General features: G+C 68.0%; 23 protein-coding genes. 14 read left to right on the top strand and 9 right to left on the bottom strand.

Annotation, left to right across the window (positions count from 1 at the left end; translation table 11 throughout):
• Positions 1 to 15 precede the first annotated feature (15 nt).
• The 6 genes from lpxA to ACO6VK_RS03290 all read left to right on the top strand — a co-directional run bounded on the left by lpxA (position 16) and on the right by ACO6VK_RS03290 (position 8948).
• Positions 16 to 807 carry an acyl-ACP--UDP-N-acetylglucosamine O-acyltransferase gene (lpxA, locus tag ACO6VK_RS03315; RefSeq protein ID WP_422505562.1) on the top strand — a complete coding sequence of 264 codons (792 nt, stop codon included), beginning with the start codon at positions 16 to 18 and terminating at the stop codon, positions 805 to 807.
• Positions 804 to 2090 carry a lipid-A-disaccharide synthase gene (lpxB, locus tag ACO6VK_RS03310; protein WP_422505561.1) on the top strand — a complete coding sequence of 429 codons (1287 nt, stop codon included), beginning with the start codon at positions 804 to 806 and terminating at the stop codon, positions 2088 to 2090. Before lpxA ends, lpxB begins: the two co-directional genes overlap by 4 nt.
• Entirely contained in the window at positions 2087 to 2737 is a 651-nt protein-coding gene (locus ACO6VK_RS03305) for a ribonuclease HII (RefSeq protein ID WP_422505560.1), read from the top strand. Before lpxB ends, ACO6VK_RS03305 begins: the two co-directional genes overlap by 4 nt.
• A 644-nt stretch (positions 2738 to 3381) precedes the next feature.
• Positions 3382 to 6963, top strand: coding sequence for a DNA polymerase III subunit alpha (gene dnaE, locus ACO6VK_RS03300; protein ID WP_422505559.1), 3582 nt, complete (start codon positions 3382 to 3384; stop codon positions 6961 to 6963).
• A gap of 31 nt (positions 6964 to 6994) precedes the next feature.
• A complete protein-coding gene (locus ACO6VK_RS03295; RefSeq protein ID WP_422505558.1) occupies positions 6995 to 7867 on the top strand; it encodes a hypothetical protein in 873 nt (290 codons plus the stop codon).
• 121 nt (positions 7868 to 7988) lie between these two features.
• Complete coding sequence (locus ACO6VK_RS03290; RefSeq protein WP_422505557.1) at positions 7989 to 8948, top strand: acetyl-CoA carboxylase carboxyltransferase subunit alpha; 960 nt, start codon at positions 7989 to 7991, stop codon at positions 8946 to 8948.
• A 91-nt stretch (positions 8949 to 9039) separates the two neighbouring features.
• Here the strand turns inward: ACO6VK_RS03290 and ACO6VK_RS03285 are convergent, their stop codons facing one another.
• Complete coding sequence (locus ACO6VK_RS03285; RefSeq protein ID WP_422505556.1) at positions 9040 to 9489, bottom strand: CopD family protein; 450 nt, start codon at positions 9487 to 9489, stop codon at positions 9040 to 9042.
• Between the two features lie 121 nt (positions 9490 to 9610).
• On the opposite strand from ACO6VK_RS03285, the gene ACO6VK_RS03280 reads away from it, so the two are divergent.
• Together ACO6VK_RS03280 and ACO6VK_RS03275 are read left to right on the top strand one after the other, a co-directional pair.
• Positions 9611 to 10207 carry a class I SAM-dependent DNA methyltransferase gene (locus ACO6VK_RS03280; RefSeq protein WP_422505555.1) on the top strand — a complete coding sequence of 199 codons (597 nt, stop codon included), beginning with the start codon at positions 9611 to 9613 and terminating at the stop codon, positions 10205 to 10207.
• A 95-nt stretch (positions 10208 to 10302) separates the two neighbouring features.
• Complete coding sequence (locus ACO6VK_RS03275; RefSeq protein ID WP_411850425.1) at positions 10303 to 11622, top strand: polyhydroxyalkanoate depolymerase; 1320 nt, start codon at positions 10303 to 10305, stop codon at positions 11620 to 11622.
• Between the two features lie 72 nt (positions 11623 to 11694).
• Here ACO6VK_RS03275 and ACO6VK_RS03270 read toward each other — a convergent pair whose 3' ends face one another.
• Positions 11695 to 12705, bottom strand: a complete 1011-nt coding sequence (locus ACO6VK_RS03270) for a sensor domain-containing protein (RefSeq protein ID WP_422505554.1) — start codon at positions 12703 to 12705, stop codon at positions 11695 to 11697.
• Positions 12702 to 13067 (bottom strand): PadR family transcriptional regulator, encoded by a 366-nt coding sequence (locus tag ACO6VK_RS03265; RefSeq protein ID WP_422505553.1) that lies wholly within the window; start codon positions 13065 to 13067, stop codon positions 12702 to 12704. Before ACO6VK_RS03265 ends, ACO6VK_RS03270 begins: the two co-directional genes overlap by 4 nt.
• Before the next feature lie 151 nt (positions 13068 to 13218).
• Here ACO6VK_RS03265 and ACO6VK_RS03260 point away from each other — a divergent pair, with 151 nt between their 5' ends.
• Positions 13219 to 14118, top strand: a complete 900-nt coding sequence (locus ACO6VK_RS03260) for a peptidylprolyl isomerase (protein WP_422505552.1) — start codon at positions 13219 to 13221, stop codon at positions 14116 to 14118.
• 9 nt (positions 14119 to 14127) lie between these two features.
• Here the strand turns inward: ACO6VK_RS03260 and ACO6VK_RS03255 are convergent, their stop codons facing one another.
• Positions 14128 to 15009 (bottom strand): DMT family transporter, encoded by an 882-nt coding sequence (locus ACO6VK_RS03255; protein WP_422505551.1) that lies wholly within the window; start codon positions 15007 to 15009, stop codon positions 14128 to 14130.
• Between the two features lie 161 nt (positions 15010 to 15170).
• On the opposite strand from ACO6VK_RS03255, the gene ACO6VK_RS03250 reads away from it, so the two are divergent.
• Both ACO6VK_RS03250 and ACO6VK_RS03245 read left to right on the top strand, forming a co-directional pair.
• Positions 15171 to 16112 (top strand): LysR substrate-binding domain-containing protein, encoded by a 942-nt coding sequence (locus tag ACO6VK_RS03250; protein ID WP_422505550.1) that lies wholly within the window; start codon positions 15171 to 15173, stop codon positions 16110 to 16112.
• A 72-nt stretch (positions 16113 to 16184) separates the two neighbouring features.
• Positions 16185 to 16478, top strand: coding sequence for a hypothetical protein (locus ACO6VK_RS03245; RefSeq protein ID WP_422505549.1), 294 nt, complete (start codon positions 16185 to 16187; stop codon positions 16476 to 16478).
• 43 nt (positions 16479 to 16521) lie between these two features.
• Here the strand turns inward: ACO6VK_RS03245 and ACO6VK_RS03240 are convergent, their stop codons facing one another.
• Positions 16522 to 17331, bottom strand: coding sequence for a DUF4349 domain-containing protein (locus ACO6VK_RS03240; RefSeq protein ID WP_422505548.1), 810 nt, complete (start codon positions 17329 to 17331; stop codon positions 16522 to 16524).
• Complete coding sequence (locus ACO6VK_RS03235) at positions 17331 to 17687, bottom strand: GFA family protein (RefSeq protein WP_411850417.1); 357 nt, start codon at positions 17685 to 17687, stop codon at positions 17331 to 17333. Before ACO6VK_RS03235 ends, ACO6VK_RS03240 begins: the two co-directional genes overlap by 1 nt.
• 103 nt (positions 17688 to 17790) lie before the next feature.
• On the opposite strand from ACO6VK_RS03235, the gene ACO6VK_RS03230 reads away from it, so the two are divergent.
• The gene (locus ACO6VK_RS03230) at positions 17791 to 19602 is read left to right on the top strand and encodes a DUF885 domain-containing protein (RefSeq protein WP_422505547.1); all 1812 of its coding nucleotides are present in this window, start codon (positions 17791 to 17793) and stop codon (positions 19600 to 19602) included.
• Between the two features lie 735 nt (positions 19603 to 20337).
• On the opposite strand, the gene smrA is transcribed toward ACO6VK_RS03230, so the two are convergent.
• Positions 20338 to 22173: a multidrug efflux ABC transporter SmrA gene (gene smrA / locus ACO6VK_RS03225; protein WP_422505546.1), complete on the bottom strand. Its 1836-nt coding sequence runs from the start codon at positions 22171 to 22173 to the stop codon at positions 20338 to 20340.
• An 88-nt stretch (positions 22174 to 22261) separates the two neighbouring features.
• Positions 22262 to 23839 (bottom strand): serine hydrolase, encoded by a 1578-nt coding sequence (locus ACO6VK_RS03220; RefSeq protein WP_422505545.1) that lies wholly within the window; start codon positions 23837 to 23839, stop codon positions 22262 to 22264.
• A 131-nt stretch (positions 23840 to 23970) separates the two neighbouring features.
• Here ACO6VK_RS03220 and ACO6VK_RS03215 point away from each other — a divergent pair, with 131 nt between their 5' ends.
• Together ACO6VK_RS03215 and ACO6VK_RS03210 are read left to right on the top strand one after the other, a co-directional pair.
• Positions 23971 to 24411: a VOC family protein gene (locus tag ACO6VK_RS03215; RefSeq protein WP_422505544.1), complete on the top strand. Its 441-nt coding sequence runs from the start codon at positions 23971 to 23973 to the stop codon at positions 24409 to 24411.
• Positions 24408 to 25226: a DUF72 domain-containing protein gene (locus tag ACO6VK_RS03210; protein ID WP_422505543.1), complete on the top strand. Its 819-nt coding sequence runs from the start codon at positions 24408 to 24410 to the stop codon at positions 25224 to 25226. The genes ACO6VK_RS03215 and ACO6VK_RS03210 overlap by 4 nt, the downstream gene beginning before the upstream one ends.
• Here the strand turns inward: ACO6VK_RS03210 and ACO6VK_RS03205 are convergent.
• Positions 25199 to 25876: a Pr6Pr family membrane protein gene (locus tag ACO6VK_RS03205; RefSeq protein WP_422505542.1), complete on the bottom strand. Its 678-nt coding sequence runs from the start codon at positions 25874 to 25876 to the stop codon at positions 25199 to 25201. The genes ACO6VK_RS03210 and ACO6VK_RS03205 overlap by 28 nt on opposite strands.
• Positions 25877 to 25929: the final 53 nt, after the last annotated feature.

The following is a 25929-nucleotide window of genomic DNA, read 5'->3' as shown; positions in this document are numbered from 1 at the left end:
GGCAGGAGACCTGCGATGAGCGACAACGCCTCCCTGATCCATCCCACCGCGGTGATCGACCCGTCGGCCCGGCTGGCGCCCGACGTGCGCGTCGGCGCGTTCACGCTGATCGGTGCCGATGTCGAGATCGGCGCCGGCACCGAGGTCGGTCCGCACTGCTCCATCCACGGTCCGACCCGGATCGGCCGCAACAACCGCTTCATCGGCCATGCCGCGATCGGCGGCGAGCCGCAGGACAAGAAGTACAAAGGCGAGCGCACCGAGCTGGTGATGGGCGATGACAACGTCATCCGTGAGTTCGTCACCATCAACCGCGGCACCGAAGGCGGCGGCGGCATCACCTCGGTTGGCAATGACAACTGGATGCTGGCCTATACGCACGTGGCGCACGACTGCCATGTCGGCAACCACTGCGTGTTCTCCAACAACACCACGCTGGCCGGCCACGTCACCGTGGGCGACTACGTGATCATCAGCGGCTTCGCCGGGGCGCACCAGTTCTGCCGGATCGGCGCGCATGCGTTCCTCGGCATGGGCGCGCTGACCAATGGCGACGTGCCCCCGTTCACGATGGTCGGCAGCGATACGCTGGGCCGCCCGCGCGGCATCAACAGCGAGGGCCTCAAGCGCCGTGGGTTCGATGCCGAGCGGATCGCCAGCATCAAGCGCGCGTACCGCACGCTGTATGTGGCCGGCCTGCCGCTGGCCGAGGCCAAGGTGCAGCTGGCCGAGCAGGCCCTGCACAGCGCGGACGTGAAGGACCTGCTGGACTTCATCGAGCACGCCGAGAGGCCGCTGCTGCGATGACGGTACCGGGCGGGCCCCTTCCCACCGGCACGACCGCCGAGATCATCGACCTCGCGGCGGTCGTGGATGCGCTGGAGAACACCGCGCTGGCGCCGGTACGTACGTCCGACCGCCCGGTGCGGATCGCACTGGTCGCCGGTGAGGCATCGGGCGACCTGCTCGGTGCCGGCCTGGTCCGCGAGCTGCGCCTGCGCTTCCCGAATGCCGAGTTCGCCGGGATCGGCGGGGATGCGATGCGCAGCGCCGGCTGCCAGACCTGGTTCGATGCCAGCGAGCTGGCGGTGATGGGGCTGACTGAAATTCTGCGTCACCTGCCGCGCCTGCTGAAGCTGCGCGGCGAATTCCGTACGCGTGCGCTGGAATGGCAGCCGGATGTGTTCATCGGCATCGACGCACCGGACTTCAACCTCGGTGTGGAGCGCTGGCTGAAGGAACGCGGCATCACCACGGTGCACTACGTGAGCCCGTCGGTCTGGGCCTGGCGCGAGAAGCGGGCAGAGAAGATCGGCGCCAGCGCCGACCTGGTGCTGTGCCTGTTCCCGATGGAGCCGCCGATCTACGCGCGGCACGGTATCGATGCGCGCTTCGTGGGCCATCCGATGGCCGACGACATTCCATTGCACAGCGACCGCGATGCGGCCCGCATGGCGCTGGGCCTGCCTGCCAACGCCAAGGTGCTGGCGGTGCTGCCGGGCAGCCGCCTGGGCGAGATCGGCAAGCTGGGCGAAGCGTTCTTCGAAGCCGCCTGGCAGGTTTCCGAGCGTATTCCGGGCCTGCATGTGGTGGTTCCGGCCGCCAATCCGGCGTGCCGCCGCCTGATCCAGGAACAGTTGTCGCGCTCGGCGCTGCCGGTGGCGCATTCGCACCTGCTCGATGGCCAGGCGCGCGAGGCGATGATCGCCGCCGACGTGGTGGTGCTGGCCTCGGGTACGGCGACGCTGGAAACGATGCTGGTCAAGCGCCCGATGGTGGTTGGCTACCGCGTGGCCGAGCTGACCTATCGCATCGTCAAGGCGTTGGGCCTGATCAAGGTCGACCGCTTCGCGTTGCCCAACATCCTGGCCGGCAAGGATCTGGCGCCGGAGCTGATCCAGCACGACTGTGTGCCGGACAAGCTGGCGGCCGCGATTCTGCAGTGGTTCGACCACCCGCAGCGTATCGCCGATCTGCAGGGCACCTACGCGCAGTTGCACCTGCAGCTGCGCCGCGACGCCTCGGCGCGTGCCGCCGATGCGGTGGCCGAACTGCTGATGCGCCAGCCGCGCGCAGGCGAGGCGGCGTGAGCCGCCGCCACGCCGCAGCCGCATCGCTGGCGCTGTTCGATGGTGCGGCACTGGCAACGGTCGCACCGCGCTACGTCGCGGGTGTGGACGAAGCCGGGCGCGGCCCGCTTGCCGGCCCGGTCGCGGTGGCGGCCGTGGTGTTCTGCCCGGACCGCCCGCGCCTGAACGGCCTGGACGACTCCAAGCAGCTGACGGCGCTGCGCCGCGACGCGCTGTTCGACAAGATCCAGCAGCGAGCGCTGGCCTTCCACGTGGTGATGGTGGACGTGGCCGAGATCGACGCGCTCAACATCTACCAGGCCACGATGCTCGGCATGCGCCGCGCGGTCGAGGGCGTGGCGCACGTGGCGCAGTTCGCCCGCATCGACGGCAACGTCGTGCCCAAGGGCCTGCCCTGCCCGGCCCAGGCGCTGGTGGGCGGCGATGCGCTGGACCGCGCGATCATGGCCGCCTCGATCCTGGCCAAGGTCAGCCGTGACCGCTACATGCTGACGCTGCACGACCAGCACCCCGAATACGGCTTCGACCAGCACAAGGGCTACGGCACCCCGGCCCACCTGGCCGCCCTGCGCACCCACGGCCCCTGCCCCGCCCACCGCCGCAGCTTCGCGCCGGTGCGGGAATGCGTGGTCGCAGGCATCGCGTAGAGCCGGGCTCTGCCCGGCTGCTTCATGCATCCAGGCGAGCAGCCGATGGCCCGTGGTCATTCTGGTTTGGCGGGACGGTGCGGGTTGGCGGGACACGCCGTGAACCCATCCCTGGGGGCTCGTAGAAAACATCCATGTTTTCTACGGTCCCGCCAACCCACCCCGACCCGCCTTCGACAGGTGATCGGTGGACATGGGAAAACGCCGTAAATGCGGTGGGTACCGACCGTTGGTCGGTACGCGTTTCGTTTGAGGGTCATGCGTTGCCGGACGTGGATGATGTCACGGCAGACGTCCTGCGATCGACCCTGCCGCCGATTCACGCCCGGTAGCACATCGGAAAAACCGACCCCGGCATTTGATCTCCCGTGGCGACCGACGCACTGTGGAGGGCCGGCGTGGGCGGGTATGCGGGACCGTAGAAAACATGGATGTTTTCTACGAGCCTCCAGGGATGGATTTACGGCGTGTCCCGCATACCCGCCCACGCCGGCCCAACCAGGACATCCCTCCGCCCCGCAGCTCCGGCTCCAGCTCCAACTGCCGCTACCCCAGACTTAACCCCAGCGCCTGTAACCTCCCTGTCAAGCCTTGTTCGGGGTCGGCCGCGCCGCTACCCTGACCGGGCATTACATTGGCCCGGCATGTCCACTTCCCGTTTCGTACATCTCCACGTCCACACCGAATTTTCGCTGGCGGATTCGACCATTCGTGTCCCGGCGAAGCCGGATCAGGCCGACCCGAAGAAAGCCAAGCAGGCCAACCTGCTCAGCCGCGCGGTGGAACTGAAACTGCCGTCGCTGGCAGTGACCGACCTGAACAACCTGTTCGCGCTGGTCAAGTTCTATAAAGCGGCCGAAACCGTCGGCATCAAGCCGATCGCCGGTGCCGACATCATGATCGCCGAAGAGGGCATGACGCCCTGGCGCATGACCCTGCTCTGCCGCGACCGCGACGGCTACCTGAGCCTCTCGCGCCTGCTGACCCGCGCCTGGATGGAAGGCCACCGCCCGGAAGGCGGCGTGGCCGTGCATCCGGACTGGCTCAAGGCCGGCTGTCACAACCTGTTTGCCCTGGCCGGCCGCGACAGCCTGGCCGGGCGCCTTGCCAGCGATGGCCGCCACGACCTGGCCGAGCAGCAGCTCGCCGACTGGCAGCGCGTGTTCGGCGATGGCCTGCACCTGGAACTGACCCGGACCGGTCGCGACGGCGAGGAAGCGTTCAACCAGTTTGCCCTGCAGGCCGCCGGCCAGCGTGGCCTGCCCGTGGTGGCCAGCAACGACGTGCGCTTCCTGCAGCCGGAGGATTTCAGCGCGCACGAAGCCCGTGTGTGCATCTCGTCCGGCCGCGTGCTGGATGACCCCAAGCGCCCGCGCGACTACAGCGACCAGCAGTACCTCAAATCGCCCGAGGAGATGTGCGCGCTGTTCGCCGACATCCCCGACGCGATCGACAACACGCTGGCGCTTGCGCAGCGCTGCAACATCGAAATGCGCCTGGGCACCTACTTCCTGCCCAACTACCCGGTGCCGGACAACGAAACTCTCGACAGCTGGATCTGCAGCGAATCGCGCAAGGGACTGGACGCGCGGCTGGAAAAGAACCCGCTGGCCGACGGCAAGACCCGCGCCGATTACGTCGAGCGCCTGGAGTTCGAGCTCGCCACCATCATCAAGATGGGCTTCCCCGGCTACTTCCTGATCGTGGCCGACTTCATCCAGTGGGGCAAAAACCAAGGCATTCCGATCGGCCCCGGCCGTGGTTCCGGTGCCGGCTCGCTGGTGGCCTGGGCGCTGCAGATCACCGACCTCGACCCGATCCCGTACAACCTGCTGTTCGAGCGGTTCCTCAACCCCGAACGCGTGTCGATGCCCGACTTCGACATCGACTTCTGCATGGACCGCCGCGACGAAGTCATCGACTACGTCGCGCGCAAGTACGGCCGCGAGCGCGTCAGCCAGATCATCACCTACGGCACGATGGCGGCCAAGGCGGTGGTGCGCGACTCCGGCCGCGTGCTGGGCTTCCCGTACGGCCTGGTCGATGGCGTCTCCAAGCTGATCCCCAACATCCTGGGCATCTCGCTCAAGGACGCGATGGGCGAAGGCAAGGACTCGGAAATGGCCTCGCCGGAGCTGATCCAGCGCTACCAGTCCGAAGACGATGTGCGCGACCTCATCGACCTGGCCCGCCAGCTCGAGGATCTCACCCGCAACGCCGGCAAGCATGCCGGTGGCGTGGTGATCGCGCCCGAACCGCTGGCCGAATTCTGCCCGCTGTTCGCCGAACATGACGAAGGCGGCCGTGGCCGCAACCCGGTCACCCAGTTCGACAAGAACGACGTCGAAGAAATCGGCCTGGTGAAGTTCGACTTCCTTGGCCTGCGCACGCTGACGATCATCGACTGGGCGGTCAAGGCGATCAACAAGCGCCACGCGCGCGCCGGCATTCCGCCGGTGGACATCACCGCGCTGCCGCTCGACGACGCCCCCACCTACAAGGACATCTTCGCCAACGGCAATACCGGTGCGGTGTTCCAGTTCGAATCCTCGGGCATGCGCCGCCTGCTGAAGGACGCGCGCCCCGACCGCTTCGAAGACCTGATCGCGCTGGTGTCGCTGTACCGACCCGGCCCGATGGACCTGATTCCCTCCTTCAACGCGCGAAAGCACGGGCAGGAAGAGATCATCTACCCCGATCCGCGCACCGAAGCGATCCTGAAAGACACCTACGGCATCATGGTGTACCAGGAGCAGGTGATGCAGATGGCGCAGATCGTCGGCGGTTACTCGCTGGGCGGCGCGGACCTGCTGCGCCGCGCGATGGGCAAGAAGGTGCCGGCCGAAATGGCCAAGCACCGCGAGATCTTCCGCGAAGGCGCGGCCAAGGACGGCGTCGGCGAAGCCAAGGCAGACGCGATCTTCGACCTGATGGAGAAGTTCGCCGGTTACGGCTTCAACAAGTCGCACGCGGCCGCCTATGCGCTGGTCAGCTACCAGACCGCCTGGCTGAAACGGCACTACCCCGCCGAATTCATGGCCGCCACGCTGTCCTCGGACATGGACAACACCGACAAGGTGGTCGGCTTCCTCGCCGAAGTGCGCAACCTCGGCCTGACCGTGCTGCCGCCGCGCGTGAATGAATCGGCCTACATGTTTGAAGCCTCCAGCGCCGACACCATCGTGTACGGCCTGGGCGCGATCAAGGGCGTCGGCCAGGGCGCCTGCGAAGCGATCGTGGAAGAACGCCAGCGTGGCGGGCGCTACGCATCGCTGCTGGATTTCTGCATGCGCGCCGAGTCCGGCAAGCTCAACCGCCGCACGCTGGAAGCGATGATCAACTGCGGCGCGATGGACGGGCTCGGCAAGAACCGCGCGTCGCTCATGCTGCAGCTGCCCGAGGTGCTCAAGGCCACCGATCAGATGGCGCGCGAGAAGGCCTCCGGCCAGAACTCGCTGTTCGGCGCGCCCGATCCGGTCACCACCGCGATGCAGCTGGAACTGCCTGAAGTCAACGAATGGGCGCTCGGCCAGCTGCTGGATGGCGAGCGCGAAACCCTGGGCTTCTACCTCAGCGGCCACCCGTTCGATCCGCATGCCGACGACGTCAAGGAACTGGTCGGCACCGACCTGGGCATGCTGGAGAAACTGATTCCGCCCGCACGCCCGAGCAAGGACGGCGAGAAGCGCGCCTGGCGCCAGGAAACCCCGGTGATCCTCGCCGGCCTGGTGGTCGGCGTGCGGCGCAAGGGCGAAAGCCAGGTGTTCATGCAGCTCGAAGACGGCAAGGGCCGGGTCGAATGCAGCGCGTTCTCCGATGGCCTGGCCGAGTTCGGCCACCTGATGACCAAGGACCGCATCCTGGTGGTCAAGGGCGGCCTGCGCGAAGACGAATTCAACGGCGGCTACGCCCTGCGCATCCGCCAGTGCTGGGACTTCGAGGACATCTGTGCCAACTACGCCACGCGCCTGTCGCTGCGCCTGGACCTGCGCCAGGGGCGCCCGGTGTGGGCGCGCATCAATGCGCTGCTGGACCGTCATCGCCCGGGCCGCACGCCGCTGCGCCTGGACCTGCTGCTGGACTCCGACCAGGGGCCCATCGCCGGCATGCTCGACGTGGCCGGCGACATCGCCGTGCGCGTGGACAGCCACCTCGTCGATGCGCTTCGCGCCGACCCCGCCGTACGCACCCTGAAGGTGCGCTACAGCCCCCCGTGGGCGAACTGATCCGCTCCATCCGCACTACAGGTACTTCGTTTTGATCAAGCGTTTCACCGTGCTGCTGTCCGCAGCCGTTGCCATCGCCGGCTGTTCCAGTCCCGCCCAGACCTTCGTGATCGACAACCCGCGCGATGCCCCGCTGATCGTGCGCATCGACGGCAACGAACTGCCGATCGCCGCCCACGCCTCGCGCCCGGTCAACCTCACGCCCGGCGAGCACCACCTGCAGAGCGCGCCGCTGGGTGATGTGCGCTTCATCGTGTACGCACGCGGCAAGGGCGGGCTGATCAATCCCACCCTCGCCGAGTATGTGATCGCGCAGGAGATCTACGTCACCGGCGACAGCAAGCGCGCCAACTTCGGCCGCCTCGACCACCGCATCGAACTGGGCGGCGTCCCCTTCGACGGCCCCTACCGGAAGACCCACGACCTGTTCATCGACAGGACCTGGACCTTCGATGTGCGCGAGCCCTTCCCGGACGTGCAGACCGTGGCCCATGTGGACGAGAGCGGCGGCCGCATCAGCACCAAGATCTTCACCGCCCCGGACTTCATCGCCTATGTCGAAGACGGCGCGGGCCAGCCCGGTGCGTACCTGCGCGCGCAGCCGGCCGGCTACGTCGCACCCCACTACGCGCTGGAGGCCGCACCGGCCACCCTGCCGGCGCTGGACCCGGCCTTCGAAGCCCATGCCGGCCCGTTGCGCGAGCTCTACACCCGCTACCTGCACGCCACCACCGCCGACAGCCAGCTGCAGCTGCAGCAGGAGGCCCACCAGGCGCAGCTGGCGTTCACCGCCGCGACCGCCAGACTGGGGGCCACGCTGCCGGTGGACGCCAACGAGGGCTACAACACCTTCGTGCACACCCGCAGCCGCCTGATGGGCAGTGCCGTGCTGGTCGTTCCCTGAGGCCGGCCACGACTGGCGCGCCCCGCCCCGCTGCGTTACCGTCGCCTTTCCAGACGACGGCGTACGGGGCTTTTCGGCGCATTCGGCTACACTTTCCCTCTTTACTTCACGACGGCTTCCGATGAATCCGAACTACCTCGACTTCGAGCAACCCATCGCTGATCTGGAGGCGAAGATCCAGGAACTGCGCAGCGCCAGCGCCGGTCCTGCGGTCAATGTCGAGGCCGAAGTGCACGCCCTGCAGGACAAGCTGCGGGTGCGCACCGCGCAGATCTTCCGCAACCTGACCTCGTGGCAGATCCTGCAGCTGGCCCGTCACCCCTCGCGTCCCTACACCGCCGACTACATCCGCATCATCTGCGATGAGTTCCAGGAGCTGGCCGGCGACCGCGCCTTCGCCGACGACAAGGCCATCATCGGCGGCCTGGCCCGCATCGGTGGCCGTTCGGTGATGCTGATCGGCCATCAGAAGGGCCGCGACACCAAGGAAAAGATCAAGCGCAACTTCGGCATGCCCAAGCCGGAGGGCTACCGCAAGGCCCTGCGCCTGATGAAGATGGCCGAACGTTTCGGCCTGCCGGTGCTGACCCTGATCGATACCGCCGGCGCCTGGCCGGGCATCGACGCCGAATCGCGCGGCCAGTCCGAGGCGATCGCCCGCAATCTGATGGAGATGGCCGAACTGAAGGTCCCGGTGATCTGCACCGTGATCGGCGAAGGCGGCTCCGGCGGCGCGCTGGCGCTGGGCGTTGGCGACCGTACGGTGATGCTGGAATACAGCGTGTACTCCACGATCAGCCCGGAAGGCTGTGCCTCGATCCTGTGGAAGGACGCCGGCAAGGCCAAGGACGCCGCCGAACAGCTCGGCCTGACCGCCACGCGTCTGAAGGGCCTGGGCCTGGTCGACAAGGTGGTGCGCGAGCCCACCGGCGGCGCCCACCGCAACCCGACCCAGATGGCCAAGCGCCTGAAGGCCGTGCTGCTCAACGAGCTGGACCAGCTGGAAACGCTGTCCACCGGCGATCTGCTGCAGAAGCGCTACGAGCGCCTGCGCAGCTATGGCGCGTACGACGCCGCCTGACCGGCGGCGACGAAAACGAAAAAAGCCAGACGCGCAGGCGCCCGGCTTTTTTTGTGCACCGCACCGGCACGCGGCCGATGCGGTGGCCGGTTCAGAACGGCTTGGCCAGCACCAGCCACACCACCCCGATGAACAGCACCAGCGGCAGCTCGTTGAACCAGCGCAGCGCGCGCGAGGACGGCAGGGCCCTGCCCTTCACCGATGCTTTCAACAGGCGTCCGGTCCACGAGTAGTAGACCAGCAGCAGCACCACCAGCCCGAGCTTGGCATGCAGCCAGCCGGCCGCGCCGGGCGGCGCCATCGTCGGGAAATCCGGAATCACCCGGTAGCCCAGCCACAGCACCAGACCGAGCAGCAGCGCGAAGCCGAACATCATGTGGCCGAACCGGTACAGCCGCAGGCCCATCAGCTGCAGGCGCTCGGTCACCGGCAACTGGCCGGCGGTCTCGCTGAGGTTGACCAGAATCCGCGGCAGGTAGAACACCGCCGCCATCCACGCAACCACGAACAGCAGATGGAACGTCTTGACCCAGAGATACATGTGCTCGCTCCATCGGCTGGCGCAGGAAGTGGCCCATTTTCACCGATTCACCCCTGCCGCGCATGCGCGACGGTTTGACGCAGTACGATGGCGTCCGTTTCTTCCGTTGCCCGGCTCCTTCATGCACAAGACCTACGATCAGGCCTATTTCCAGCGCTGGTACCAACCCGACCAGACCGGCGGACCCGCGCGCCTGGCGCGCAAGGTCGCCCTGGCCGTGGCCAGCGCCGAGTACTACCTGGAACGCCCGATCCGCAGCGTGCTGGACATCGGCTGCGGCGAAGGCGCCTGGCGTGCGCCGCTGCTCAAGCTGCGTCCGCGGGTGCAGTATCTCGGCTTTGACAGCAGCGAGTACGCCGTGCACCGCTACGGGCGCAGCCGCAATCTGCACATGGCCCGGGTCGGCGATTTCGCCTGGCTGCGCCCGTGCGCGCCGGTGGACCTGCTGGTGTGCTCGGACGTGATGCACTACGTGCCCAGCCGCGAACTGCGCCCGGCACTGGCCGGGTTTGCCGAGCTGACCGGCGGTGTCGCCTTCCTGGAAGCGTTCAGCGCCGACGATGCGTTTGAAGGCGACCACGAGGGCTTCCAGGCACGCCCGGCGCGCTGGTACCGCAGCCAGCTCAAGACGGTCGGTTTCACCGCGCTGGGCTCGCACTGCTGGCTCTCACCGGCACTGGCCGGCCACGCGGCGGCGCTGGAACGCGCAGCGCCCTGATCGCAGTACTGGATGAGACGCTCCCGCATTAACGCACCCGGGCGACGGGTGCGCTATGCTGCGCGGCAACATAAGACCATACATATTCGGACGTCATGCTTTATCAGCTGCATGAATTGACCCGCAACCTGCTCGCCCCCTGGGTGCACCAGGCCCAGGCCAACGCGAAGTTCTTCGCCAACCAGGGACACTGGTGGTCGCAGATGCCGGGCGCCGATCGTCTGGCGGCGGTGAACGAGCTGTTCCACCGCATCGGCAAGGATTACGAGAAGCCCGAATGGGGCATCAACGAAATCGACGTCGATGGCGAGCGCGTGCCGATCGTGGTCCACGAAGAAATCACCAAGCCGTTCTGCAAGCTGCTGCGCTTCAAGCGCCACAGCAACGAAGCGGACCAGCTCAACACCATGCTCAACCAGCCGTTCGTGCTGGTGGTGGCGCCGCTGTCCGGCCATCACGCCACGCTGCTGCGCGATACCGTGCGCACGCTGCTGCGCGACCACCGCGTGTATGTCACCGACTGGGTGGACGCGCGCATGGTGCCCGGCAGCGAAGGCGAGTTCGGGCTGGAGGACTACATCGCCTACGTGCAGGAGTTCATCCGCCACCTGGGCGGCGACACCCTGCACGTGGTGAGCGTGTGCCAGCCGACGGTGCCGGTGCTTGCTGCCGTCTCGTTGATGGCCAGCCGTGGCGAACCCACCCCGCGTTCGCTGGTGATGATGGGTGGTCCGATCGATGCGCGCTGCAGCCCCACCGCGGTGAACAACCTGGCCACGCAGAACCCGCTGTCGTGGTTCGAGAACAACGTGATCCACACCGTACCGGCCACCTACCCCGGTGCCGGCCGCCGCGTGTATCCGGGCTTCCTGCAGCACGCCGGGTTCCTGTCGATGAACCCGAGCCGCCACTTCAGTTCGCACTGGGATTTCTATGCCGACCTGGTCAAGGGCGACATGGAGGATGCCGACGCGCACCGCCGCTTCTACGACGAGTACAACGCCGTGCTGGACATGCCGGCCAAGTACTACCTCGACACGATCCGCGTGGTGTTCCAGGAGTTCCTGCTGCCGCGCGGCGAGTGGTACGTGCAGGGTGAGCGCGTGGACCCCGCCGCGATCACCGGCACCGCACTGCTGAGCATCGAGGGCGAACTGGACGATATCGCCGGCCTGGGCCAGACCGAAGCGGCGCAGGCGCTGTGCACCGGCATCCCGGCCGGGCGCCGTGAGCACTTCATCGTCGAAGGCGCAGGTCATTACGGCATCTTCAGCGGCCGCCGCTGGCGCGAGACGGTGTACCCGAAGGTGCGCGATTTCTTCGCGGCCGCCAACGCGCAGGCCGCCGCCGCCAAACCGAAAAAGGCGGCCAAGGCCGCCAGCAACGTCACCCCGATCCGCAAGAAGGCCGGGTGACGCGGACGGAGCCGGCTGCTGGCCGGCTCCGTTCCATCGCCGTCTGGAGCCGGCCGGCGGCCGGCACGACGGTTACAGACGCACCAGCAGGTGCTTGGCGAGCTGGCCGTGCAGATGGCCGATGCCGCGTGCCAGGTGCATGGTCACGAACAGCAGCAGGATCCCGGTCACGGCCAGCAGCGGCGTGGCCCAGATCGACAGCATCTGGTCGCCATCGATGTAGATGCCCGGCATCGTGCCGGTGAACAGCGCCGCCACCGGCGCCCAGATGAAGCCCAGCGACATCGACAGCAGCGTGACGGCGATGGTGAAGTACACGATGCCCAGCGGCAGCATCAGCACGAAGTACAGCAGGGTCAGCCAGGTGCGGCCGTCGGTGAACATGTCGCCGATCCGCTGCAGCCAGCTGCGGCTGCGGTCGGCATAGCGCGGCCGGCGCGGCATGCGCTCGCCCAGCAGCGCTTCCACCAGCCGCCCTTCCAGCAGCGCAAGGCCACGTACCGAGCCGAAGAACAGCACCGTGAGCGGAATGCCGATGATCAGGATCAGCAACCCCAGCGACAGCGACAACCCGGTAACCACCCACGTAAAGAAGAAGATGCCGGTCGCCAGCGACAGCAGCATGTAGAACAGGGCGCCGTAGGTGCGCGCTTCCAGCGCCACGCCGAAGAAGCGTGCCAGCAGCGAGCGCGGCCTGGCCGGTGCCTGCGGCGGCGGCACGGCGCTGGCGGCCGTCGCGCCCGCCACACCCGCGGCGACGCCAGCCGCAACGGGCGGGGCACGGCGTACCGGCACTGCACCGGCGGTAGGCGTTCGCAGCGCGCGGCTCACGGTGATCTCGGTTTCCCGGTAGATCTCGGCCACTTCGTCCGGCGCGCCGTAGCTGCCGGCGACATCGGCGATCACCTCGGCCTCGCTGCGGCCCGGCTGGGCGGCCAGCTCCGAGCGCAGGTATTCCTCGGCATCGTAAAGCGCGTCCTGCACCATCGCCGGATCGGCATCGTGCAGGGCGTCGCGCAGCTGCGCCAGGTACTGCGGGATGGTGGTGGGCAGGCTGCTGCCTGCCGTGGTCGGGTCGTTCATTGCAGTACCCCCTCCAACACGGAATCGACGGAATCGCGGGTGGCGCGCCAGGCCTGGATCCACTGCTCCAGTACCTCGCGGCCGCGTTCATTGATGCGGTAGTAGCGTCGCGGCGGGCCGGCCATCGACGGTTCGACATGGCTTTCCAGCAATCCGGCCCCTTCCAGATTGCGCAGTACCGGGTACAGCGCGCTCTGCTTGCCGCTCAGCACCCCCTCGCCCACCCGTTCCAGCTCCTTGGCGATGAGGTAGCCGTAGAGCGGTTCGCCGGCCTTGGCCAGTACCGCCAGCAGCGCCAGTGAAACCGTGCCGGCACTGAGCTCTTTCTGGAACTTCTTCAGTTGGGCATCGAGGTCGCTCATGGCCATCTCCGACTAGCGTGGAGTCAACACTAGTGCGAAGTGAACTATAGCGAACGTGCCGTTAGTCACCATGCCGGGCGTCAGGGGCCACGCTGGCGGCGGCAGCCGCGCATCGCGCACAATCGGCGGAACCTTCCTGAACGGGTCCGCCATGTCGCTACGTCGTCCTGCCCTGCTTGCCCTCGCCCTGGCATGTGCCGTGCCTTCCCTTGCGTCGGCGGCCACGCCCTACCGCAGCCCGCAGCAGATCCTGGCGGCCTCGCCGGACAGTGACTGGCGCACACCGGACCCGGCCAACCTGCTGTACATGAACCTGGAGGGCGGCCGGGTCATCATCGAACTGGCACCGGCCTTCGCACCTCAGCACGTGGCCAACATCCAGACCTTGGCGCACGAGCATTTCTGGGACGGCGAATCGATCTACCGGGCGCAGGACAATTTCGTGGTGCAGTTCGGCGATGCCGATGCCGACGATGCGGCCAAGGCCAAGCCACTGGGTTCGGCCAAGCGCAAACTGCCGGCCGAGTTCCAGCGCGACAGCACGGGCCTGAAGGTGGCGGTGCTGCCGGATCGCGATGGCTGGGCCGACCGCACCGGTTTCGTCGATGGTTTCGCGGTGGGCCAGGACGCGCAGGACGGCAAGACCTGGCTGGCGCACTGCTACGGCGCACTGGGTGCCGGCCGCAGCAACGACGAAGACAGCAGCATCGGCGCGGAACTGTACGTGGTGACCGGGCAGTCGCCGCGCCAGCTGGACCGCAACATCACGCTGGTCGGCCGCGTGCTGCAGGGCATGGAACTGCTCAGCGCACTGCCGCGCGGGCCGGCGCCGATGGGGTTCTACGCCGATGCGGCGCAGCGCACGCCGATCCGCTCGATCCAGCGCGCGAGCGACGTGCCGGCGGCGCAACGGCCGGCGCTGCAGGTGCTGCGTACCGATTCCAAGACCTTCGCCGATACGGTCGAAGCGCGCCGCAACCGGGTGGACGATTTCTACAAGCGGCCGGCCGGCCACATCGACCTGTGCAATATTCCGGTGCCGGTGCGGTAAGAGGGCAGCCTATCGCTTCTGCGAGGCTGCCACGCTGCCGAGGATCAACGCGCCGGCGACCACCATCGCCCAGGTCACGGGCTCGCCGAGGAACAGCCACGCAAACAGCGCGCCGAACATCGGCACCAGGTAGGTCACCGTGGACGCGCGGGCCGGGCCGATGCGTGCGATGAGGCGGTAGAACATCAGGAACGCCAGGCCGGTGCAGACCACGCCCAGGGCGATCGCGCAGGCCCAGGCGAGCATCGGGACCGGGGCGGTCGGCCAGTGGGTGAGCGCCATCGGCAGCAGCAGGATCGCCGCGCAGCCCAGGGTGGCGCCGGCCGAGGCGGCGGGCGGCAGGCCGGTCATGTGGCGCTTGACCAGGTTGACGCCCAGCCCGTACAGCAGCGCGGCCAGGGCACCGGCAACCACTGCCGCGCCGATGCTCAGCCCGGACACCTTGGCGGTGGCCAGCACCACCACGCCGGCGAAGCCGACCAGCAGGGCGATGGCGCGGCGCATGCCGATCTTCTCGCCGAAGAACAGGAAGGCGATCAGCGCGGCAAACAGCACCGTCATTGCGTTGCAGATCGCGCCGATCGCGGCCGGCGCCCGTTGCGCGGCCCAGGCGAACAGCACGAACGGGATCGCCGAATTGATCAGGCCGATGGGGGCCAGCCACAGCCAGCGCCGCGCCGGGAACTGCGCGCGTGCCTGCCAGAGGAACGGCAGCAGCACCAGCGCGCCCAGCAGCAGCCGCACCTCGACCAGGGCGTAGGGCCCGAAGGACGGCACGGCCACGCGCATGAACAGGAACGAGCAGCCCCAGATCGCGCCGAGCACGGTCAGTTCCAGCGGGGTGCGCCAATCGCGCTCGACCACGCCGGTGGCCAGCGGTGCACCGCTCATGTCAGGCTCCCGGACCACAGGCAGATGCGTGGCTGGACGACGTTCACGGACGGCAACATGGGATCGGCTCCGGGGGACAGGCGCACAGCATCCGCTTACCGGTACGGGCCCACAAGCGCGTAGTATCCGGGCAAGCCACAAATCTGATTTGGGTCTCAACCATGATTCTCCGGCCTGCCCTGCTGCCTGCGCTGGGGGTGTTCGCGGTTGCCGCGCGCCACCAGGATTTCGCCCATGCCGCCCAGGAGCTGCATCTCACCGCCAGTGCGGTGAGCCACCACGTACGCAAGCTGGAAGACCTGCTGGGCACGGTGCTGTTCCAGCGCCACGCACGCGGCGTGCGGCTCACGGTGGAAGGCCGGCAACTGGCCGATGCGGCGGCCGCAGCGCTGAGTGACCTCAATGCAGTGGCCGGCAACCTGCACCCGCAGGCGGACACCGTGCCGCTGCGCATCACCACCATCCGTTCGCTGTCGTACTGCTGGCTGGTGCCCCGCCTGCCGCGCTTCACCCTCCAGTACCCGCGCATGCGCATCGAGCTGCAGACCAGTACCGAACTGGTCCGGTTCGATGAGAACGGGCCGGAACTGGGCATCCGCTACGGGCTGGGCCAGTGGCCGGGGCTGCGCGCGCACCATCTGATGGACGACGAACTGTGCCCGGTCGCGTCGCCGGCGCTGGCCGGGGTCGCCGCGCTGCGCGAGCCGGCGCAGATCGCCCGCCTGCCGTTGATCAGCGACATGTCACCGCAGGGCTGGCGCGACTGGTTCCGTGCCGCCGGCGTGCGCGGGCTCGAACTGCCGGCGCTGCACACGTTCAGCGACAGCACCGATGCGATGCGCGCGGCGGTCTACGGGATCGGCGCGGTGCTGGCGCGCAAGCACATCGCCCAGCCGTACCTGCAGCGTTACGAACTGGTGCGGCTGCCCGGCCCGGCGCTGAAAGCGCGCTATGCCTACTACGTGGTCCATGCCGAACACCGCCCGCTCAGCCCGACCGCACTGGCCTTCATGGACTGGCTGCGGCGCGAAGCACTGGACGAACGTACACCGGTGCCGGCGCTGCCGGACGAACTGCTGGGCCTGCCTGCCGACGGTCGCTAGCGCGGCCGGTCGTCACCCGCTCTTGTCCGCTGCGCGGCTAGGCTGGATATCCCTTTCCCCCAAGGCGCACTCATGGCCCTGTTGCGACTTCGAATCACCGGCAGCGAAGACGATGCGCGTGCCATCACCGACCTGCTGCAGAGCATCGAGGGCATTGAACATGTGGAAGAAACCGACGATCTGATGCCACACATGGACGACGACGATTCCAGCTCGGCCGGTCTGTCCGACGACATCGGCCCGGGCATCCACGAACTGGAAGTGGAAGTCGGCAACGCCTACACCGCCCAGCGCGTGCGCGATGCGGTGCAGGAGCTGGCGCTGGAGCTGGACGTGTTCGTCGAGTACGAGCACGACGAAGGCTGATCTGCGCGCGGTGCCGGCAGACGCCGGCACCGTCGTGGTTCGCTCAGTGCGTTGCCTGCAGGCGGCGCTGACGGCGACGCCACAGCTTCAGACCGATCCACCCGAATACCCACAGCACCACGGCCACCGGCAGCAGCGCGGCCATCGCGCGGATGACGAATGCGACGCTGGAGGTGAGGATCGCACCGGACTCGCGCAGCGCCTCGCCAATTTCGCTGCGGCTGCGCTGCCCTGACGGCGTATGGAACTGCATCGTGACCAGTTGGGTGTCGATCCGGCGGCGCTGCTGCGCGGCGTCCTTGTTGGCCTGTTCGACGCCGGCTTCGATCTCCGCCAGCCGCTGGCTCACCACCAGCAGATCGGCGGTGGTGATGTTTTTGCTGTCCTGGTAGGCGAGCAGGCGCGCGTGTTCCTTCTCCAGCCGGGCCTTGGTCAGCGCCGTATCGGCCACCTGCTGGGCCAGGTCCTCGGCATGGGTGTTGCGCGAGGAAACCTCACCGCCCTGCCCGGCCAGGCCGATGATCGGCTCCACGCCCTTGGGCGCGATGCGCACGCGGATCGAGCCGGTCGGGTACTCGCCGCCCTGCTGGCCCACCTGCAGCACCGCGCAGTCGCCGAAGCGGGCAGCCTGGCACGCGTCGGCGATCTGCTTGACGCGCGGGCCGATCTGCGCGGCATCCAGGCGGATGTCCAGGTCATGCTCGTAGGCCAGCGCGGCCCCTTCAGGCGACGCCACCGCGCCGGCGCCACCGCCGCTGTCTGCGGCCATCTCGGCGTTCTTGCTGCACCCGGTCGCGGTCAGCAACAGCGTCCCTGCGAGGGCACCGGCAAGGTGCCACGTCATCCGTTTCATTACTGGCTTGCTCCATCGAATCGCGTGATCGTGAGCCCGTCGAGGTCGACCCCGGGCAGGCAACGTACATTCACCGCCACCATCGCCTGGCCACTGCGGGGGTCCACCCCCTCGCTGAACGGGGCGGTGCCGCAGGTGCGGCAGTGGTGGTGCTCCAGGTGCTGTCGGTTGAACTGGTAGGTGGCCACCTGCGCCGGGTCGGTGCGCAGGGTGAGCGCAGCGCGGGGGGCGAACCACAGCAGCCCTCCCCGGCGGCGGCACAGCGAGCAGTTGCAGTCCAGTACCTCGGCGATGGGGTCGGCGGCCTCGACCACGAACGCAATCTGCCCGCAATGGCAGCTTCCTTCGTATTGCATGGCACCTCTCCCGACCGGAAAGCGTCATGGTAATCCAATGGCACGGGGACAAAGCCCCCCGGCGGGCCTATCCTCGGGGATTGTCCCCAGTACAGGATCCACGATGCGCCAGCATCTCCTTGCCCTCGCCCTGGTCGCCGCCCTCGGCGGCTGCCAGCAGGCCGACGCTCCGCCGGCCGCAACCGACGCCCCGGCCGCTGCGGCCAGCACCAGCGACGCCGCTGTCGATACCGCCTTCGCCGACCTGTCCAAGCGCGCGCTCGACACGTGGATGCAGCTGTCGCCGATCAGCGCCACCCAGATCGGCGACCACCGCTACGACAGCGAGATCGACGATCTGAGCGCGGCCGGCCAGCAGAAGATGCTGACCGCCTACAAGGGCCTGGTCGCCGACCTGGACCGCATCGACGTGAGCAAGCTGTCGCGCGAGAACCAGGTGGATGCGGCGATCCTGCGCAACCAGCTGCAGTCGGACATCTGGAACGCCGAGGTGCTGCAGTCGTCCAGGTGGGACCCGCAGATCTACAACGGCCTGGCCGGCAGCGCGATCTACAGCCTGATGGCGCGCGAGTTCGCGCCGCTGCCGGAACGGTTGAAGGCGGCCACCGCGCGCATGGAAAAGCTGCCGGCGATCTTCGCCCAGGCGCGTGAAAACCTGGAACCGGCACGCGTGCCGAAGATCCATGCCGAGACGGTGGCCAAGCAGAACCGCGGCATCCTCAGCATCGTCGATTCGTTCATCGTGCCGCACATGGGCGAGCTGTCGGCCGAGGACCAGAAGCGCCTGCAGGCCGCCATCGACGGGCTGAAGAAGGCGGTCGACGAGCAGCAGACCTGGCTGGACAAGACGCTGGTGCCCAACGCCAAGGGCGACTTCCGCATCGGCGCGGATCTGTACGACCAGAAGCTGAAGTTCGCGCTGAATTCGTCGCTGTCGCGCGCGGAGATCGGTGAGCGCGCGCGTGCCGAACTCAAGCGCGTCCGCCAGGACATGTACGGCATCGCGCAGACCGTGCTGAAGGACACGCCCGGCGCGCCGGCCCTGCCGGCCAACCCGACCGACGCGCAGCAGCAGGCGGCCATCGAGGCAGCGCTGGAACTGGCGTACGCCGACAAGCCGGCCCGCGACAAGGTGGTGGACGATGCCAAGGCCGCGCTGGCGCAGTCCACCGAGTTCGTGCGCAAGCACGATCTGATGACGCTGCCCGACTCGCCGGTGGACATCATCCTGATGCCGGAGTTCCAGCGCGGCGTGGCGGTGGCCTACTGCGATTCGCCGGGCCCGCTGGACAAGAACCTGAAGACGTTCTACGCGGTCTCGCCGATTCCGGACGACTGGACCGACAAGCAGGTGGACTCGTTCCTGCGCGAGTACAACAGCCGCATGATCCACCTGCTGAGCATCCACGAAGGCACGCCGGGCCATTACCTGGAAGGCTGGCACTCGGGCAAGTTCCCCTCGACCCTGCGCGCGGTGCTGCGTTCGGGCCTGTTCGCCGAAGGCTGGGCGGTCTACACCGAGCGGATGATGCAGGAGCAGGGCTATCTGGACAACGACCCGCTGTTCCACCTGGTGCAGCTGAAGTTCTACCTGCGCACGATCTCCAACGCGATCCTCGATCAGGGCGTGCACGTGGACAACTGGTCGCGTGAGCAGGCGATGCAGCTGATGACCCACGATGCGTTCCAGCAGGAAAGCGAAGCCTCGGGCAAGTGGGTGCGCGCACAGCTCACCTCGGCGCAGCTGCCGACCTACTTCGTGGGTGCGCAGGAACACTTCGACACCCGCAAGGCGGTGCAGGAAAAGCAGGGTGCCAAGTTCAATCTGAAGGCCTACCACGACCAGATGCTGTCCTACGGCGCCCCGCCGGTGCGCTTCGCGCGCCAGCTGATGCTGGATCAGCCGATCGAGTAACCGGTCGGCAACCTGATCTGTGATGATCTGTGGGTGCCGACCGTTGGTCGGCACGCACGGCAAACGGCCCGGTGTTTACCGGGCCGTTTGTATTTGCTCGCCTGTGAAGCAGAGCAGCGTCTCGCTTGTTCCGCGTGAGGAGGGCCATCAGCCCTATCCGGGACACGCCGTGAACCCATCCCTGGGGGCTCGTAGAAAACATCCCTGTTTTCTACGGTCCCGGATAGGGCTGACGCCCCTCCTCCGGTGGGTTTCATGTGTGCGGCGTGCAATGACGGCAACGACTGCCGACGCTGTTTCCCTGTCGGTGACTCACCGGTCCACTGTCAGTGGCTGGCTGATATCCGATCGGCAACTGATCTGTGGGGGGCCGACCGTTGGTCGGCACGCATGGCAAACGGCCCGGTGTTTGCCGGGCCGTTTGCATTTTCGCGCGTAAAGCAGCGTTTCCGATGTTCCGTGCGGGGAGGGCGGCGCGCAGCCCCGCTCCCCCTCATGCAGCACGTGAAGCGGATGGTATGGCAGCGACGCCAGGCGTCGCTGCTCTTTCCCTCCGCGCGTGTCCAACTGTCGGGGACCGTCGACGGGCAGCCCTCGTAGGGACTGTCAAAAACATGGATGTTTTTGACAAGCCTACATGGATGTATTTACGGCGTGTCCCGTAGAGGGCTGCCCGTCCACCGTCCCACACGCAGGAACAGAAACGCTGCATTTGCCGTTGCCGTTGCCGTTGCCTTACCCAGCATCAGCCGCCACGAACCCGCCGGTCTGGCGGGCCCACAGCCGTGCGTACAGGCCACCGGCGGCGACCAGTTCGGCGTGCGTGCCGGTCTCCACGATCCGGCCCTGGTCCATCACCACCAGCCGGTCCATGCGCGCGATGGTGGACAGCCGGTGGGCGATCGCGATCACCGTCTTGCCGGCCATCAGTTCGTCCAGATTGTCCTGGATGGCTGCTTCCACTTCCGAATCCAGCGCGGAGGTCGCCTCGTCCAGTACCAGGATCGGCGCGTCCTTGAGCAGCACCCGCGCAATCGCGATGCGCTGGCGCTGGCCACCGGACAGCTTGACCCCGCGCTCGCCCACGTGGGCGTCGTAACCGGAACGGCCCTCGCCGTCACGCAGCGTCTCGATGAAGCTGGCCGCGCGCGCCTTGGATACCGCCGCGCGCAACTGCTCCTCCGTGGCGTCCGGTCGTCCGTACAGCAGGTTGTCACGGATCGAGCGGTGCAGCAGCGAGGTGTCCTGGGTGACCACGCCGATCTGCCGGCGCAGGCTCTCCTGGGTGACCCCGGCAATATCCTGGCCGTCGATCCGGATGTGCCCGCTTTCCAGGTCGTACAGCCGCAGCAGCACATTGACCAGCGTCGACTTGCCCGCGCCGGACGGACCCACCAGGCCGATCTTCTCGCCCGGCGCCACCACCAGGTCGAGGCCGGCGATCACGCCGTCGGTCTTGCCGTAGTGGAAATGGATGTCATCGAAATGCACCCCGCCTTCGCGGACCTCCAGCGCGACCGCGTCGGGGCGGTCCTGCACGGTCAACGGCTGGGCGATGGTGGTGATGCCATCCTGCACCGTACCGATGTCCTCGAAGATGCCGTTGATGGTCCACATGATCCAGCCGGACATGTTGTGGATGCGGATCACCAGGCCCGTCGCCAGCGTGATCGCGCCCACCGTGATGTGCCCGCCGTTCCACAGCCACAAGGCCAGCCCGCAGGTGCCCGCGATCAGGAACCCGTTGACGATGGCGATGGTCAGGTCCATCGACGTGGTGATCCGGGTCTGGCGGCGGTGCTTGACCGCCAGCTCGTCGATCGCCTCGGCCACGTACGCCTGCTCGCGGCCGCCGTGGGCGAACAGCTTGAGCGTGGGGATGTTGGTGTAGCCATCGACGATGCGGCCCATCGCCTTGGAGCGCGCTTCGGAGGCGATCCAGGCACGCTCCTTCGCGCGCGGCACGAAGTACCACATGATTGCCACGTAGGCGGCCAGCCACAGCACCAGCGGAATCATCAGCCGCCAGTCGGCCTGCGCGAACAGGTACAGCGCCGTCCCGGTGTAGACCACGATGTACCAGAGCGAATCGACCATCTGCACCGCCGATTCGCGCAGCGACGTGCCGGTCTGCATCACCCGGTTGGCCATGCTGCCGGCGAAATCGTTCTGGAAGAAGCTCAGGCTCTGCCGCACCACGTAGTTGTGCATCAGCCAGCGCGAGCGGTTGCTCAGCCCCGGCACGATCGCCTGGTTGACCAGCAGGTTGTGCAGGCCGACCAGGATCGGGCGCGCGATCAGCGTGATGCCGGCCATCCACAGCAGCGTGTCGGCGTGCGCGGCGAAGAAGCCGGGATCGGGCTGCTCGCCCACCATGTCCACGATGCGGCCGAGGAAGTCGAACATGGCCACTTCCACCAGCGCCAGCAGCAGCCCCGCGATCAGCGTGGCCAGCAGCACCGGCCACACCGGGCGCAGGTAGTGAACGTAGAACGGCAGCACCTTGCGCGGCGGCATGCGGCCATCGATCGGCGGGAATACCGGAATCAGCGACTCGAACCAGCGGAACATTCCATTTCCCACAAAAAGAAGCAGGCCGCGATTATCCCACCGCGGCCTGCCGTTTGTTTTCACCCGCGCCACACGCGGGGCGCGCGGTTCAGCCCTTGGCGTCGGTGGCGATCGGCGTCAGCAGCAGGTCCTGGAAATCGAAACTGAAGTCGGTCAACGACGACACCGCCTGCATGCGCGCCTCGCGGACCTTGCCGTCCGGGTCCAGGCTGAAGGTGACGAACGCATCGGCATTCAGCGAACGGTCGTCCCAACGCACCAGGAAGGTATCGTGCTGCCACGGCTCCATCGTGCCGACCAGCTGCGCGGTTTTGCCGAAACGCAGGCGCAGCGTGCCGGCCTTCTGCTCCACGAACACATCGCCGTACCACGGATCACGGTAGCCACCGGCGTAGCCGGACAGCGGCAGCGACGGGCGGGCCTTCGCATCACGCGCGGCCTGGTGCCGGGCCCAGCCCTCGTCGGCCTTGTCCTGGGCCTTGGCGACCGCCGCGGCATAGGCACCGACCCAGTCGGTCTGCGGTGCCGCCAGATAGGCGTCCAGCACGTCCATCGTGATCGCGTTGAAGGCCGCCCCGACTTCCTGGTTGGTCAGCACCACGATGCCCAGGTTCTGTTCGGGCAACAGGGTCACGCGCGACACCATGCCCGGCCAGCCGCCGGTGTGCCATACCAGCTTCTGGCCCCGGTAATCGCTCAGGCTCCAGCCTTCGCCGTACCCGGCGAAATTCGGCCGGGCCGCCGCCAGCTGCGGCACGCTCGGCTCGGGCACCGTCTGCGGCGTGATCATCTGCCACATCGCCTTCTGGGTCTTGGCGCTGAACAGCGCGGTGCCGTTCTCCAGCGTGCCGTGGGCCAGCTGCACGTTCATCCAGCGCGCCATGTCATGCACGCTGGAGTAGATGCCGCCGGCGCCGGCGTTGTTGGACCAGGTCAGCGGCGCCACCGTGCGCAGGGCGGTGAAATCATATTTGGCATGCCCCACGGCCGCGTTGTCGCCCGGCTGCAGGTGATCGGCGTTGTAGCGCGTACCGGCCATGCCGACCGGCGTGAAGATGTGCTGCTGCAGGAAGTCCGCATAGGACTGCCCGGACACCTGTTCGATCACCTGCTGGGCCACGGCGTAGAGGATGTTGTCGTAGGCGTAGCGGTCACGGAAACCGGCCTTCAGCGGCACCTTGGCCAGGCGCTGCACCACCTCCTGGTTGGTGTAGGTGGTGGTCGGCCAGAACAGCAGGTCCCCGGCGCCCAGGCTCAGCCCGCTGCGGTGCGAAAGCAGATCGCGGATGCGCATTTCGCCGGTCACGTACGGGTCGGACATGCGGAAGCCCGGCAGGTGGTCGATCACCCGGTCGTCCATCTTCAGCTTGCCCTGTTCGGCCAGCAGGTTCAGCGAGGTGGCGGTGAAGGCCTTGGTGTTGGATGCGATCGCGAACAGCGTATCGGCCTGCACCGGTGCCGGCTTGCCCAGTTCGCGCACGCCGTAGCCACGTTCGAGGACGACCTGGCCGTCCTTGACCACCGCCACCGCGATGCCGGGCACGTCAAATTCGCTGCGGACGCGCTCGACCGTCGCGTCCAGCCGCTGCAGTTCGGCCGGCACGGCCGCCGACGCCAGGGGTGCGCACGCCAGCAGCACGACGCCTCCGATCCAGGATGTGTTCAATCAGTGTCTCCAGTTGCGTGTCGCGGGGGCGTTGAGATCGCCGGGATGCTCGCCGCCGGTTTCGCACGATGGTAACGCCTGCCCCTTCACGCTCGCCTGTGCCGAAAGGCGGCCCGCCCCGGAGAGCCCGCATGACCGCGCCAGCCAACACCGTCGCCACCATCATCCCCTGCCTGCGCTACCGCGACGCCCGGGCGGCGATCGCCTGGCTGCAGCGCGCGTTCGGCTTCGAACCGCAGGCGGTGTATGCCGATGGCGACACCGTCCACCACGCCCAGCTGGTCTACGGCCACGGCATGATCATGCTGGGTTCGGTGGACAACGGCAGCGCGTGGGGCCGCCACAGCGTGCAGCCCGACGAGGTCGGCGGCCGCCAGACCCAGAGCGCCTGCGTGATCGTGGCCTATCCCGATGCCCATTACGCACGCGCGGTCGCGGCCGGTGCGGAGGTGGTGATCGACATCGCCGACCAGGACTACGGCGGGCGCGGCTACGCCTGCCGCGATCCCGAAGGCTACCTGTGGTGGTTCGGCAGCTACGATCCGTGGCAGGCCCACGCAGGCGGCGCATGAGCGCAGCGCCCGGCCGTATCCGTACCGGCATCGGCGGTTGGGTGTTTCCGGCCTGGCGCGGCGGCATGTTCTATCCGCCCGGGCTGCCCCAGCGCGATGAGCTGGCGCACGCCAGCCGCGCGCTCGGCTGCATCGAAATCAACAGCACCTTCTACCGTGCGCAGAAACCGGCGGTGTACGCCCAGTGGCGCGACCAGACCCCGGCCGGTTTCCGCTTCTCGGCCAAGGCGCCGCGCACCATCACCCAGACCCACGACCTGACCACGGTCGGCCCGCGCGTGGACGCGTTCGTGGAGGGCATCGCCACGTTGGGCGACCGGCTCGGCCCGCTGGTCTGGCAGTTCGGCGACAGCCACCCGGCCGATGCGGAGGCGTTCGACGCCTTCCTGCAGCGCCTGCCGCGCGAGGCCGGCGGCGTTCGCCTGCAGCATGCGCTGGAGGTGCGCAACCCGGCAGCATGGACGCCGGACCTGATCGCCACCGCCCGCGCGCAGGGTGCCGCGCTGGTGTACAGCGGCTCGGCCGACTACCCGAGCTTCGCCGACCCCACCGCCGATTTCATCTACGCGCGGCTGATGCACGCCCGCGGCAACCTGCGCGCCGGCTACCCCGAACGTGCGCTGGAACAGTGGTGCCTGCGCGCGATGCGCTGGGCACGCGGCGAGGACAACCCCGACCTGCCGCATGTGGTTGCCGAGGCACCGCTTGCCGCCGCGCGCGAGGTGTACGTGCTGTTCATCGGCGCGGCCAAGCAGCGCAATCCCGGCGCGGCGATGGCGCTGCGCGATCAGCTGCGGCGGGTGGGCGCCACCTGAGCCCGGCGTGCCAGGCGGGCATCCAGCCGCCACAGCAGCGCCCCGACGACGATGAACGCCGCTGCCACCACCGCCGCATTGCGCGCGACCGTGGCCCCGCCCAGTACGCCCAGGTCCAGGAACGGATAGGGATAGTGGCCGCTCCAGCGGCCCACCAGCAGGGCCCAGCCCAGGTACAGCGTCGGGAACACCAGCGCGCCTGCCAGGTCGCGCCAGCGCAGACCGACATGCGGCCCGGCCAGCCAGCCCAGCAGGTACAGCAGCGGCACCGCGGTGTGCAGGCCGACGTCGGCCCACCACTGCCAGCCCTGCGGCTGCCAGAGCGGACGCAGGACCAGTGCGTACACCAGGCCGGTGATGCCGATGTACAGCGCCACCGCGGCACTCGGGGCGGGCGCGGCCAGGCCGCTCCGGCTGCCGCGCAGCCGTGCCAGGCACACCGCCGCCACCGCGATGTTGCTGAGAATGGTGAAGTAACCCAGCAGCTGCAGCGTGGCCTGGCCATTTCCGGCCGCGGCACCGACGGTCTGCAGCAGCAGGCCGTACTGCAGGGCCAGCGCGGCCACCGCCACCAGGCCGGTGAGCGCGGCCCAGGCGCGCGCGGCCACGGTCGGGGCCGGAACGGGGGGCAAGGCGTGGTCGGTATCCATTGGCGCAGCATGCCACGCAGCGACGGTAGGCAGCAGCAGGATCGCGATGGCCG

Source organism: Stenotrophomonas sp. GZD-301 (assembly GCF_049310345.1).
In the GTDB taxonomy this organism is placed as follows: Bacteria; Pseudomonadota; Gammaproteobacteria; order Xanthomonadales; family Xanthomonadaceae; genus Stenotrophomonas.
Note: the sequence above shows the minus strand (reverse complement) of the source record. Positions and strands in the feature narration are given on the sequence as shown.